Annotated in this window: 13 protein-coding genes and 1 tRNA gene; 5 read left to right on the forward strand and 9 right to left on the reverse strand. The window is 62.6% G+C overall.

The window, feature by feature from the left end; translation table 11 throughout:
- The first annotated feature begins 49 nt into the window (after positions 1-49).
- On the forward strand, positions 50-1,438 hold the full coding sequence (gene glmM / locus SynA1825c_RS01560) for a phosphoglucosamine mutase (RefSeq protein WP_186470000.1): 1,389 nt from the start codon (positions 50-52) through the stop codon (positions 1,436-1,438).
- On the opposite strand, the gene SynA1825c_RS01565 is transcribed toward glmM, so the two are convergent.
- The 4 genes from SynA1825c_RS01565 to SynA1825c_RS01580 are packed head-to-tail and all read right to left on the reverse strand — an operon-like array spanning position 1,425 to position 5,714.
- Entirely contained in the window at positions 1,425-2,408 is a 984-nt protein-coding gene (locus SynA1825c_RS01565) for an N-acetylglucosamine kinase (protein WP_186470001.1), read from the reverse strand. The genes glmM and SynA1825c_RS01565 overlap by 14 nt on opposite strands.
- Complete coding sequence (locus tag SynA1825c_RS01570; protein WP_186470002.1) at positions 2,405-3,703, reverse strand: IctB family putative bicarbonate transporter; 1,299 nt, start codon at positions 3,701-3,703, stop codon at positions 2,405-2,407. Before SynA1825c_RS01570 ends, SynA1825c_RS01565 begins: the two co-directional genes overlap by 4 nt.
- Entirely contained in the window at positions 3,703-4,410 is a 708-nt protein-coding gene (gene trmB / locus SynA1825c_RS01575; RefSeq protein ID WP_186470003.1) for a tRNA (guanosine(46)-N7)-methyltransferase TrmB, read from the reverse strand. The genes SynA1825c_RS01570 and trmB overlap by 1 nt, the downstream gene beginning before the upstream one ends.
- Positions 4,410-5,714, reverse strand: a complete 1,305-nt coding sequence (locus SynA1825c_RS01580; protein WP_186470004.1) for an FIST N-terminal domain-containing protein — start codon at positions 5,712-5,714, stop codon at positions 4,410-4,412. The genes trmB and SynA1825c_RS01580 overlap by 1 nt, the downstream gene beginning before the upstream one ends.
- Positions 5,715-5,785: 71 nt before the next feature.
- On the opposite strand from SynA1825c_RS01580, the gene SynA1825c_RS01585 reads away from it, so the two are divergent.
- Together SynA1825c_RS01585 and SynA1825c_RS01590 are read left to right on the forward strand one after the other, a co-directional pair.
- Positions 5,786-6,397 (forward strand): DUF3177 family protein, encoded by a 612-nt coding sequence (locus SynA1825c_RS01585; protein WP_186470005.1) that lies wholly within the window; start codon positions 5,786-5,788, stop codon positions 6,395-6,397.
- Position 6,398: 1 nt separating this feature from the next.
- Complete coding sequence (locus SynA1825c_RS01590) at positions 6,399-6,692, forward strand: hypothetical protein (RefSeq protein WP_186470006.1); 294 nt, start codon at positions 6,399-6,401, stop codon at positions 6,690-6,692.
- On the opposite strand, the gene ileS is transcribed toward SynA1825c_RS01590, so the two are convergent.
- Positions 6,677-9,601, reverse strand: coding sequence for an isoleucine--tRNA ligase (ileS, locus tag SynA1825c_RS01595; RefSeq protein WP_186470007.1), 2,925 nt, complete (start codon positions 9,599-9,601; stop codon positions 6,677-6,679). The two genes, SynA1825c_RS01590 and ileS, sit on opposite strands and share 16 nt — an antisense overlap.
- Before the next feature lie 22 nt (positions 9,602-9,623).
- Positions 9,624-10,160: a hypothetical protein gene (locus tag SynA1825c_RS13575; RefSeq protein WP_255478430.1), complete on the reverse strand. Its 537-nt coding sequence runs from the start codon at positions 10,158-10,160 to the stop codon at positions 9,624-9,626.
- Between the two features lie 54 nt (positions 10,161-10,214).
- Here SynA1825c_RS13575 and SynA1825c_RS01605 point away from each other — a divergent pair.
- A tRNA-Leu gene (locus tag SynA1825c_RS01605) sits at positions 10,215-10,296 on the forward strand.
- A gap of 54 nt (positions 10,297-10,350) precedes the next feature.
- Positions 10,351-11,379, forward strand: a complete 1,029-nt coding sequence (crtR, locus tag SynA1825c_RS01610) for a beta-carotene hydroxylase (protein WP_186470008.1) — start codon at positions 10,351-10,353, stop codon at positions 11,377-11,379.
- Here crtR and gatC read toward each other — a convergent pair whose 3' ends face one another.
- The 3 genes from gatC to SynA1825c_RS01625 are packed head-to-tail and all read right to left on the reverse strand — an operon-like array spanning position 11,380 to position 12,634.
- Positions 11,380-11,673 (reverse strand): Asp-tRNA(Asn)/Glu-tRNA(Gln) amidotransferase subunit GatC, encoded by a 294-nt coding sequence (gatC, locus tag SynA1825c_RS01615; RefSeq protein WP_186470009.1) that lies wholly within the window; start codon positions 11,671-11,673, stop codon positions 11,380-11,382.
- The gene (locus SynA1825c_RS01620) at positions 11,670-12,458 is read right to left on the reverse strand and encodes a creatininase family protein (RefSeq protein WP_186470010.1); all 789 of its coding nucleotides are present in this window, start codon (positions 12,456-12,458) and stop codon (positions 11,670-11,672) included. The genes gatC and SynA1825c_RS01620 overlap by 4 nt, the downstream gene beginning before the upstream one ends.
- A 32-nt stretch (positions 12,459-12,490) precedes the next feature.
- Positions 12,491-12,634, reverse strand: a complete 144-nt coding sequence (locus SynA1825c_RS01625) for a hypothetical protein (protein WP_186470011.1) — start codon at positions 12,632-12,634, stop codon at positions 12,491-12,493.
- Positions 12,635-12,650: the final 16 nt, after the last annotated feature.

Raw genomic sequence — 12,650 nt, forward strand, 5'->3', positions numbered from 1 at the left:
CGGACCGGTGTCTCAGGGCTCTTAAGGTTCTGTCCACAAATGAGACCTCATGGCCTCCTCTGCTGCCCATCCGCTCGGTTCCCTTCCGTCGCCTCAGATCAGTTTCGGAACGGATGGCCTGCGTGGTCGGGTCGGCGATGCCATCACGCCAGCCCTCGCCTTGCAGGTGGGCTTCTGGTGTGGCCGTGTGCTGCCGGCTGATGGTCCTGTGCTGATCGGGATGGATTCGCGTTGCAGCGGATCCATGGTGGTGGCTGCACTGACTGCAGGCCTCACATCAGCGGGACGGGACGTGTGGACCCTCGGGCTGTGCCCGACGCCTGCCGTTCCTGGGCTGATTCGTCGCCTTCAAGCTGCAGGTGGTCTGATGGTTTCTGCAAGCCATAACCCCCCGGAAGACAACGGCATCAAGGTGTTCGGTGCTGACGGGAGCAAGCTTGGCACTGATCTGCAATGCCGGATTGAATCCGGTCTGAAGGGTGAAGTGGAGACCGTTCCTCCGCTGGGTGCCTGCGGTGCTGCCCTCCATCGCTCAGAGCTTCTGGAGCATTACCGCGACAGTCTTCTGAGCAGCGTTCAGCATCAGAGTCTGGCGGGTGTCCCCATCGTTCTCGATCTTTGCTGGGGCTCCGCGACAGCCTGTGGTGCTGAGGTGTTCCGCGCTCTTGGTGCTGACCTCACCGTGCTCCATGGTGCTGCCGATGGAAAGCGCATCAATGTGGGCTGCGGGTCCACCCATCTCGAGCCGCTGCGTCGTGCGGTGGTCGAGCGAGGGGCCTCCATGGGCTTCGCGTTTGATGGCGATGCCGATCGCATGCTCGCGGTGGATGGGCATGGCCGCATCGTCGATGGCGATCACGTTCTTTACCTCTGGGGATCAGCGCTTCAGGAGAATCACGCGCTTCCGGATCACCGTCTGGTGGCCACGGTGATGTCCAACCTGGGGTTTGAACGGGCTTGGCAGGCACGGGGCGGGCAGCTGGAGCGCACACCCGTGGGCGACCAGCACGTGCACGCCGCGATGGTGAGTAGTGGTGCTGCACTGGGCGGTGAGCAATCGGGCCACATCCTGTCGTCTGCCCATGGCCTCGCCGGCGATGGAGTGCTGACAGCGCTCCAGCTCGCCACCCTCTGCCATTCCCAGCAGATCTCTCTCGCCGATTGGTTGGACCGCAGCTTTCAGGCCTATCCGCAGAAGCTGGTGAATGTTCGCGTGCCCGATCTGGCGCGACGCAAGGGCTGGACCGATTGCGAGCCGTTGCGCGAGTTGGTGGAGGAAGCCGAGCAGGCGATGGCTGACGAGGGCCGGGTGCTCGTGCGTGCCAGTGGCACAGAGCCGTTGTTGCGAGTGATGGTGGAAGCGGCGGATGCCACGGTGGTGGACCGCTGGACATCACGGCTTGCCGAGGCTGCCGATCAGCACCTCAATGCGGCCTGAGGCCGGAACGGTCTAAGGCGAAGACCAAAGCGCCATGGCAAGCATCTCCGCCAGTGGCCTGCCAATGACAGTCGGGGAGCTGTTCGCGCAGCGATGTTTCCACCAGTTGGCGGAACAGTGGCATGTGCTCCAGGGCTCCGCCTCGGGCCTCCAGACAGGGGGCCTGGAGATCCAAAGCGTGCGCGGTGGCCACGGCTGCTTCGGCTAACGCTGCGGCGGAGCGTTGCAGGATCATGCGAGCGGCCGGGTCTCCACTCACGGCGGCGTCAGTCACCAGGCTTGCAAGTTTGGCTTCGTCGGCAACAGCGTGGCTTTCTCGCACCACACGCGCTTTGAGCTCGGCAGCAGTGCAGCACTCAAGCGCAGTCCAAAGCTTGTGGCGCAAGGGCCCGTCAGGAACCCGGCCATCGGCCATGCGCACGCTCAGTTGCAGGGCTTGATGCCCGATGTCGAAGGCGGATCCAGCGCCATCCAGTCGCCAGCCCCAGCCCCCACAGCGATGTTCTCGCCCGGTGGCATCGCGGCCCACCACAATCATTCCGGTGCCGCTGATTATTACGATGCCGGCGCGATCTGGGAAGGCCCCACGCAACGCTGTGCGTTCATCGCCGGTGGCCAGGCAACGGTGCTCAGGGAGTGCCAAGGCACTGGCGAGCAAGGCAACGCCGCGTGTCTGCAAATCCGTGTCGGCTTCGATACCGCTGGCCCCGATCGCGGCTGCAGACAGATGCTCCCTGCCGAGAGATTGTTCTTGGGATCTAGCTCTGCTTTGTTCCAGGGCAGACGCCAAGCTGGTGCCAACGGCACGCCGGAAGCGTTCTTCACCATCAGGGGCATCCAGATGAGACACGCCGCTGCCACGTCCCTCGCCCACCACCTGCAAATGCTCGCCGTCCCAGCGACTCAGCCGACAGCGGCATGTGGTTTGTCCGGCATCGAAGCCAGCCAGTAGGAACGGCTCTTGGTTCACGGCGTGCGGGTCATCAGACTGAGGGTGGCCAGGCAGAACCACCCGCTGATCTGCACTTCCGGTCGAAAAAAGATCGTGTCTGCAGCACCTTGCATCATCAGGCCGGCGATCGCCGCCAGGCAGCCCAAACAGGGCAGCGCCAGATCACTGTCGGTGCTGAGCGCCCGCACACCGCGACGCAAGCTGGCGATGGCCAGACCGACGCAGGCCAGTAGGCCTGGAATGCCAGTTTCCACGAGGATTTCCAGGGGTAAGGAGTAGGCGCTGAGTGCGTTGAATTTCGGTTGCTGATACAGCGGATAGATGCTGTTGAAGGCGGCGTTGCCAGGCCCGATGCCCAGCCAGGGGCGGTCCTGGATCATGTCGATTGCCGCCAGCCAGACGTTGATGCGGAAGTTGTTGGAGCTGTCACCGCGTCCTGCCAAAAGGCTGGCCACGCGGGTTCGGATGGGCTCCACTTGCGTGGCGGCGAAGGCGATCGCCACACCCGCCAGCACGAGTAGGGCGAGTGGCAGTAGGCGTCGCCAGAGGAGCGGCCAGTGGCGGATCTGCCGCAGCACCAGAAGCAGCATCAGCACGCCGAGGGCTGCCAGCATTCCCAGCCAGCCGCCACGGCTGTAACTGAAGAGGGTTGATGCAGTGCCAAGCACCAGTGCAGCGGCGGCATAGAGCTTGGATCCCCAGCCGCGCCACCGGAGCATTGCCACCATGGCAATCGGCAGGATCGGCACCAGGTATCCAGCCAGCAGATTGGGATTGCCCAGAGGGCCATAGATGCGGATCGTGCCCTCCGCTACGGAATTGGGATCCGCCCAGCGCGCCAGTTCTTCCGTGGGGCCGTAGAGCTGACGCAAGGCCAGCACGCTGCTCAGCAGAGACCCGCCCAGCAGGGCTGCCACCAGGCGATCCCACCACTGCGGGGCTTCAGCCAGCAGCTGCCGCATCAGGGCGTAGACACCCAGATAGCTGATCAGTTTCACGAGACCCTTGGCTGCGGCAACCGGAACGGGGGAGACGCCCGTGGCCAGCACCGCAACGGCAAGAAACAGCAGCACCCAGCCGCTGATCGGACCGATCCGTCCTGGTGCCCGCGTCAGTGACCACAGCACCCACAGGGCTCCGCAGGCGAGAACAATCAGTCCGAGCCCAGCTCGGGTGAGCACCGGCAGAAATCCCAGCAGCAAGATCAGCACCAGGCCAGCAAGCGTGCTCAGGCGGTGCTGCTGCGCGGACGACCCCCCCAGAAGCCCCTGCCAGCGCAGCAACCATGGAGTCGGGGCCGAAGCCTCAGGCATCAGGAGATGAGAGCGGTTTCAGCGGGATTATCGACCCGTTGCCAAGCCTCCTCCAGGGCTTCTAGCTCCGGCACCGACCGATTGTTGCGTCTGTACAAAACGCGATAGGCCGGCAGGCCCTGCTCCTGCACGTAGCGCTCGCGCTCGGTTGGCACGGGCAGTGGATTCTCTGCCCGCCAGGGACGGGCGTCTTCGTCTGGGCGTTCAAAGCAGTCGCTGAGTTCTGTGAGCGCCACCATCGGTTCGATGACTTCAAGCACATCGCTCTGCAGGAACAGCTCCCGTCCAGGGGTGAGGGCTGTGGCGATGGCTTGCAGCAGCGACGGTTGCATCACCCGGCGCTTGCGATGGCGTCGTTTGAACCAGGGATCAGGGAACTGAATGCTCACGAGTCGCAGTTGATCCTCGGGAAGAGCAGCCAGCCAGCCCTCAACACTGATGTTTGCGTTGCAGAACAGGTAATGCAGGTTGTGGCGTTCAAGCCGATCACGATCGCGCTGTGCCGCCAACACCAAAGGACGTCGGATCTCCACACCGAGATGATTCCAGTCGGGCCTTAGGGCCGACAGTTCCAGCAGGCAAAGGCCGCGCGCGCAGCCGATATCCAGGTGAAGGGGTCGCTTGGGGTCATCGAACAACTGGTCGGGTCTTGGCAGCTCCAGGGGCAGCTGGAAGAAGCGGCTCAGAGGATTGACGTGCTGACGCATCAGGACTGTCTGTCGCTTTCAAGGGGATCGCGTCGCAACAGGCCCCAGCAGGCGGTGTAGCCGTGCAGATGAGTGGCGCCGCCAAGCGGGCCGAGCTCGCCGTTGCAGAAGCTGCCGGTGACGGGTAGGTCGGGAAAGACGTCGCGGGCGATGCTGATGTCGCCGTCTGGGCCGCCGAATAGGCCGCTTCCACGTCCCAAGCAGGCGAACAGTATGCCCATGAAGGGTGCGGAAGCCGGATCACGATCTCGACTGTCGGCCAGCAGCTGTCGGGCTTCCTGCCGGGAGGCCTGGGCTTCACGCAGTTGGAACTGCACGTTCTGACCCGCGCGCACTCGATCTGCCACGGCGACGGCCCCATTGCGGGGATCCACGCCGATCAGGTTGCGCACCAGGAATGCGCGCTCAGGCTGCTTACTGGAACGCGCGCGGGATTGGAGCCCCGCGAGCGCAGCACCTGCGTTGAGCTCCTGCCGTTCCACACCGAGGAACAGTGAATGCTGCACGAGTTCGCGGTCTGCATCGCTCAGGTCGGCCAGCACTCGTTGTAAGCAAGCCACGGGGCTGGCGCGGCGATCACCATCACTGAGTTCGAGCAACACATTTCTCTGGGCTTGCTCGATGGCAAATACGGGGCCGATCGGGCGGCACCCCTGCGCCACCACCGGATCGAGACGCCAGCTGCCGCCAATGCTCAGTCCCACTGCGCCACTGACCACTTGATCGCCCAAGAGCAGCGAGCCGTGGGCGGCGTTGTGGGGCACTGCGATGCCGCCGACTTTGGCGAGACCTGGATAGGCGTAATCCAAACCGCTCACCAGATCATTGATGTTGTTGCAGCTTGGGTCCATCAGCAGCAGCAAGGAGCGGCTTCGCGATGGTTCAACGCCTACCCAGTCCTGCCAGTGTTTGGCAGCTCCGTCGAGATCTGGGAGCTCGGTGCTGTCGAGGTGGAAACTGGTGAGTTCAGCACCAGGAAGATTGAGCAGGCTGACGCTAAGGGCCGCTGAGCGTTCCAGTTCATGGGCCTGACCCGCGCTGGTCGTGCCCACCACGCCGCCGCCGAGGCATCCAACCCAGTGCTTGGCCTTCAGGCGTCTCTGCAAGAGCGGCAGCAGGCGAGTCAGATCGCTGGCGAAATGGCTGGATACAAACACCAGTGCCAAGTCAGATTCACCGAAACCAAGGCCGCCGATCACCTCGCGCGCCGCCTCTTCCATCGACGACTTGCTGGAGAGCGCATGGCGGCAGCGCGCCACTTGCCCGCGGCTCCTGAACCAGTCGAGGGGATTGAGCGGAACCATGAACTGGACCCTACCAATCCTGTGAACCTGACGGAGGACCGTGATAATGAGCCTTCCATCGACCCTGGCCGGTGCCCGACCTCACGACTCGCACCCTGGTGTGGCTGACTTATCGCTTGGGAGCTGCCATCGCTCTCGGGTTGCCTTTGGTGCTGCTGATCTGGTCAGGCATGAAACGGGAACCGGCTTTGATGCGGCTGCTCGGCATTTATTGGAAGGTGGCCAGCCTGCTGGCCATCAGTGTTCTGCTGCTCACGGATCAGAGGCCCATCGGTTATGTCACGGCGTTCCTCGCGCCTTTGCTGATGGCGGCCTCGCTCTGGTTCTGGGTTGATCTCAACGAGGAACTGGCCGATAGCCCTCCCGGTCGGGCACTGCCCATGACCGTTCGGATCTGGCGCTGGGCACTCACCTTTTTTGCAGTGTTCGCGGCGGTGATGTCGGCTTCAGCTCTCGGATGCACGCGCCAGCTGGAGGCGCAAAGTTGCCGGATCTGGTTGGAAGCGCCGCAGGGACTGCATCGTGTTGTGGAACGGGTGTTTGATTTTGTTTTTGGCGGTGAATGGACCATGGCCGTGGCCGCCTTCATCGGCTACGCGGCATTGGTGGCTTACGCCGTGGGATTGCTGCAGTGGGCGTTGGTCCGCCTTCCCCGTCAGGGTCGGGTGGCCGGCGATTTTTGAGATGGAGCCATTGGTCTTGGTGCAGAAGCTGGAAGAACGCACCCGGCTCCAGCCCGATCGGGTGGTCCGTTTGCATGGAGCGGTTGGCACCGAGCCCTTTGAGTTGCTGATTTTCCGTGGCTTCAGCAGCAGCACGACCCATCCAACGGCCTTTGATCCAGATGCCACCGTGTTGCCGGATGGCATCCACTTGCAGAGCGCCGAGCTGCTCCAGGGTCCGCTCAACCCGGAAGCAGAGATTGTCCTTTCCGGGCCGATCTCTGCAGATGAATTGCTGGCTCAGACCAGCTGGTGAGTCCGGCGCTCCAGCACGCCAACGCAGCGACCACAGATGTGGGGATGATCGGCATGCCGACCCACATCGCCTTCGTAGTGCCAGCAACGCTCGCACTTGCTGCCGCGTGCGCGGCTCACTTCGATCACAGCAAGTTCGTCGTCCTGGCTGGCCAGCAGCTCGGCCCAGGGTTCGCCACCGATTTGCAGTTGCGAGACCAGTAGCCAGTCCCGCAGGCCATCCACTTCTGGATCGCCGTTTTCGCTGAGCCAAGTGAGGGCGGTTTGCAGCTCAGGACTGCGGGCTTCCAAGCGAACCGAGGCTTCCAGTGATGCGCCGAGCTCCTGACGGCCGCGGCAGTCTTCCAGCACTTTGTTGACGGCGGCGCGCAACTCACGCAGTTGCTGAATCGGAGCGCTGAGCTCGGTATTGCGCCAATCGGATGGCACTGTGGGCCAGCCGCGGTGGAAGACGGAGGTTTCCTCCACTTGGTAAGGCAGGTTCTGCCAGATGTCCTCGGCCATGTGACATAACACTGGAGCGATCAGCCCGGCCAAGCGTTCAATGATCAGGGCCATCACGGTTTGACAGCTGCGCCGGCGCCGGTCGGCCGGGGCGCTCACATACAGCCGGTCCTTGGCGATGTCGAGGTAGAAGTTCGAGAGATCAGTGACGCAGAAGTTCTGCAGCAACTGGAAGAAGCGGAAGAATTCGAAGCTTTCGAAGGCTTCCGTGATCTCATCCATCACCTCGGCTGTGCGCTGCAGCATCCAGCGGTCGAGCAACGGCAGTTCCGCTACGGGGATGGCGTCGGACGCTGGATTGAAGTCGTGCAGGTTGCCCAACAGATAGCGGCTGGTGTTGCGCACCTTGCGGTACACATCGGCCAGTTGGCGCAGGATTCCGGCTCCGATTGGCACATCGGCGGAGTAATCCACCGAGCTCACCCACAGCCGCAGCACATCGGCGCCGTAAGGAGGTTCCTGTTTCTGGTTCTTGCCCCCCTCGATGATCACCATCGGGTCGACCACATTGCCGAGGGATTTGCTCATCTTTCGGCCTTTCTCATCCAGGGCGAAGCCATGGGTGAGCACCCGCTTGTAGGGGGCGTGGCCATTGACGGCGACCGAGGTGAGCAGTGAACTTTGGAACCAACCGCGGTGCTGGTCAGATCCCTCCAGGTACAGATCGGCGGGATAGCTCAGGTTGTCGCGCTGACTGGCGACAGCGGCCCAGCTTGAGCCGGAGTCGAACCACACATCCATGGTGTCTGTGCCCTTGCGCCACTGGTCAGCCTGGTCGGAATAGGCGGGCGGGAGCAGATCCGCTTCGTCGTTCTCCCACCAGACATCGGCACCGTGTTCGGTGATCAACGCTTGGATGTGCTCCAGGGTGTCGGCATTCAGCAGCACATCGCCATTGTTGCGGTGATAAAACACGGGGATCGGCACACCCCAGGTGCGTTGCCGGGAGATGCACCAGTCGCCCCGCTCCTTGACCATCGATTCGATGCGGTTGCGCCCGGTGGCAGGAGTCCACTCCACTGCGGCGATTGCATCGAGTGCCTGTTGGCGGAACCCTTCCACGGAGGCAAACCACTGTTCGGTGGCTCGGAAGATCGTGGGTTTCTTGGTGCGCCAGTCGTAGGGATAGCGGTGGCTGTAAGCCTCCTGCTTGAGCAGGGCCCCAGCGGACGCCAGTGCCTCAATGATTGTGGGGTTGGCGTCTTTGAGCACATTCAGGCCCGCGAACGGCCCGGCTTCGTCGGTGAGATTGCCGGCTTCGTCCACGGGACAGAGCACCGGCAGGCCGTTCTTCTGGCCGGTGTGGAAGTCGTCGACGCCGTGACCCGGCGCGGTGTGCACGAGCCCAGTGCCCGATTCGGTGGTGATGTAGTCGCCGCCGATCACCACCGGACTGGTGCGATCCAGCAATGGGTGGCGGTAGGTCAGACCGGCGAGCAGAGCGCCTTTGACCGTGGCGCGCCGGCTCAGCGGTCGTTCCAGGGTGCTGCTCAGCGTTTCGATCAGATCGGCTGCCACCAGCAGCAGGCGACCGTTACCGTCGTCGGCCAGGGCGTAATCAAGCCGTTCATTCACCGACACCGCCAGGTTGGCGGGCAAAGTCCAGGGGGTTGTGGTCCAGATCGCTACTTGCAGGGCCTGGCCCAGGGCGTCTGTCTCGGTGGGCAGCTCTACGCCCTCCGCTTCGAGTGCATCTCGCAACGCTGCCGGCAGCTGCATTGCGGGGAAGGCCGCGTAGACGCTAGGGCTGGTGTGGCCGTCGGGATATTCCAGTTCCGCCTCAGCCAAGGCGGTGCGTGAGCTCGGGCTCCAGTGCACCGGTTTGAGCCCCCTGTAGATGTGCCCCTTGAGCACCATCTCGCCAAACACGCGGATCTGGGCGGATTCGTACTCCTTTTGCAGGGTCAGATAGGGCTGTTCCCAGTCCGCCCAGATGCCCCAGCGCTGGAAGCCTTTCATCTGGCCTTCTACCTGTTTGCGGGCGTAGGCGGCGGCCTTTTTGCGCAGCTTGATGGGTGTCAGGGCCTTGCGCTGCTCCTGATCCATCGACTGCAGCACCTTGAGTTCGATCGGCAGGCCATGGCAGTCCCATCCCGGCACGTAACGCACCCGCCGCCCGTTCAGCACCTGATATTTGTTGATGACGTCCTTCAACACCTTGTTGAGGGCATGCCCCATGTGCAGGGCGCCATTGGCATAGGGGGGGCCGTCGTGGAGTGTGAAGGTTGGACCGGTGTTGTCGAGGCCCAGCTCGCCATCAATTCCCTGGTCTTTCCAAAAGGCCTGCAGTTCAGGCTCACGCTTCACGGCATTGGCACGCATGCCGAAGCCCGTCTGCAGCAGATTGAGTGTGTCCTTGTAGGAGGGGCGTCCTTCGGCAGTGGCGTCGCGCGTCTCCTTGCTCACATTGGGGCAGCTGCAGAGGAAATTATCCGTCCTCGTTGGCCGAAGTGGTGACGACGTTGCTCACTGGGCTTTCGCTCTTGCCGCTGGAGTCATGGTCAGAGGCTGCTTGAGGCTCGGATTCTTCCGGACGAACCCAGCGCTTGCCACTGCGGCTGCTGCCCTCCGGTTTCTCGGCGGCGGGCGCCGGAGAGCGCAGGCTGCCGACGGCTTGGCCGGTGTTGCTGATGAGGGTGTTGAAGGCGGTTCCGAGCTGCTGAACGCTGGTGGACCAGCGTTCCCGTGAACGAAGACGTTGTTGCTCTTCCGGGCTGAGGCGCTGCCAGCGGGATTGCGCCACTTCCGCGGTGAGGCGACTGATCAGCAAGCCCCCACAGACGACGGCGAGCATCGGGGCACCGCGCAGTCGATCGCTGCTGGTGACCAGCACCAGGCCAAGCAGCAGCACCACTCCGCCCCAGGCACCATCTCTGGGCCGACTGAGTTCCGTGGCCAGCAACGGCAGCAGCAGCACTGCCAGGCCCAGTAGCAGGCAGACGTCTCCAGCAAAAGTGGCCAGCATCAGCACACAGGGATGTCTGAGTTCATTGTGGGTCGCTGCCTAAAGTTGTGGCTTGCCCATCTGGCGGAATTGGTAGACGCGCTGGTTTTAGGTACCAGTGGCTTCGGTCGTGGGGGTTCAAGTCCCCCGGTGGGCATTCATTTACCTAATTTGGTATCGATTTCTGTCAACGGCCAACGCGCTTCGCTGAATGACCCAGGCTTTTGCACAACCCGCAACGCCGCCCAGTGAGGGGCGTCTGCGTTCGGTGCCGAAGCGCTTCGTGGATCCACCCGCGGCGTTGAACCCCACGGTGGGTCTGTTCCTTGGGGGCTATGCCTTGGCAGCACTGACGATCTGGGGCTGGTTTGTCGCCGATTGGCCGTTGCTGGTGCTGCTCTGCACAGGGTTTTTAGCGCTGCATCTTGAAGGCACCGTTGTTCATGACGCTTGCCACAAGTCGGCCCATCCCGTGCCCTGGATCAACCAGGCCATGGGCCACGGTTCGGCCTTACTGCTCGGTTTCAGTTTTCCGGTGTTCACGCGGGTGCACTTGGAGCATCACGCCCATGTGAACGATCCGAAGAATGACCCGGATCACATCGTCAGCACATTCGGCCCCCTCTGGCTGATCGCGCCACGATTTTTTTATCACGAGGTTTTCTTCTTTCAGCGCAAACTCTGGAAGCGCTGGGAATTGATGCAGTGGGGATTGGAGCGTGCTGTGTTCTTCACGATCATCGCCGCTGCCGTGAGCTTCGATTTCCTGTCGTTCATCTTCAACTGTTGGTTTGCACCGGCGCTGATGGTGGGTGTCACTCTCGGCTTGTTTTTCGACTATTTGCCTCACCGGCCCTTCACGTCCCGCAACCGCTGGACGAACGCACGCATTTATCCCGGTAGGATGATGAACTGGCTAATCATGGGCCAGAACTACCACCTGGTGCATCACCTCTGGCCATCGGTGCCTTGGTTTGAGTACAAACCGGCCTACGAAGCCACCAAGCCTCTGCTGGATGCCAAGGGTTCACCGCAACGTCTGGGCATCTTCGAAACACGCGCTGACAGCGCCAATTTTCTTTACGACATCTTGGTTGGCGTGCGCAGTCATAAGCGCCGCAGCGGCAAGATGCGCCGTGCGGCACGCTTCATTCCTGGACGCTCCTTGCAGCGCAGCTGGCTGGGTTTCGTCGACCGCATCGCGATCAAAACCCAGCCACGCCGGCCCCATCAGCGTTGATCACTCAGCCAGGATCTTCGGCACACGGAAGAAATCGCCTTCCCGCAGAGGGGCTTGATCCAGAAGTTCCTCTCTGACTTCGGTCGCCACCACCTTGTCTTGACGCGTCACGTTGACCACCTCCACAGCGCGCGTGGTGGGTGGCACTCCATCGGTGTCGACTCCCTGCAACTGATCGACGTAGTCGAGGATGCGCTCGAGTTGACCGGTGTACGTCGTGATCTTGGCTTCGGGGAGATCCAGACGCGCCAGATGGGCCACTTTGCGAACGTCGTCGGCCGTGATCTTGCTCATGCGGCGTTGAGAAATGTACTCAGATCTTCGCGCAACGCCTCCGCTGCTGTGTGGAGCAGCTCTTGACCGTGTTCCGGTTGGGCAAGAAAAGGATCTGATCCCATGCGTCCGTCGGGGTAACGGCGGCGGAAATCGGCTGGTCCATGAATCGATCCGCAGGGGGCCGCCTCAGGCAGCGGGCGCTGTTTGCCGATGAGGCTGTCGTGCAGGTGGAGCGTGACGGCGATTTCGCTGGGTGTGGCGTGCTGGCCCTCGCGATCGCCGTAGAGCTCACGGGCCCGCCGCATGACGGGGCCCGCCATGAACCAATTAGAGAGCCTGCAGCGCAGTCGGGGTGCAACTTCGAGGCCGCGGCTGGCAGCTGTGCCGTAGGCCTGAGCAAAAGCGGCTCTCGCCGTGGCGATGTTGCCTCCATGACCATTCACCACCAGGATCCGCTCGAATCCATGGGTGGCTAAAGACAGCACCAGGTCATGGAGCACGGCTAGCAGTGTGGCCGGCTGCAAGCTCATCGTTCCTGAAAAGCCGAGATGATGTTCGGCCATGCCGAAGGCCTGAACGGGGGTCACCAGAACGCCGCTCCTGCGGCCCAGTTCCAGTGCGACGGCTTCGGCGGTTAAAGCATCGGTGCCGATGGCACCGGTCGGGCCATGCTGCTCGGTGGATCCCAGTGGAATGATCACGCCTTTGCAGGTTTCGAGGTAGCGATCCACATCCGGCCAGCTCTGCAAAGCAAGGCGGATGGCATCCGTGCTGGCGACAGGTCCTGGGAGCGAAGCGGTCATGTCCACATTCGGGCGGATCCTGATGATGGCGCTCAGTGCGCTGTGCCGTTGCCGTCGTACTTGTCGGTGTTGTAGTAACCGCCGCGGGTGCCGAAGAACGCTGTGGCCAGCACGAACAGGCCGCTGCCGAAAAGAAGCACGGTGCCCAGGTTGAATCCAGAGAGTGCGGCGTCCATGGCAATGCTCGATGTC

Origin of the sequence: Synechococcus sp. A18-25c (genome assembly GCF_014280035.1) — a bacterium.
Lineage (GTDB): Bacteria > Cyanobacteriota > Cyanobacteriia > PCC-6307 > Cyanobiaceae > Synechococcus_C.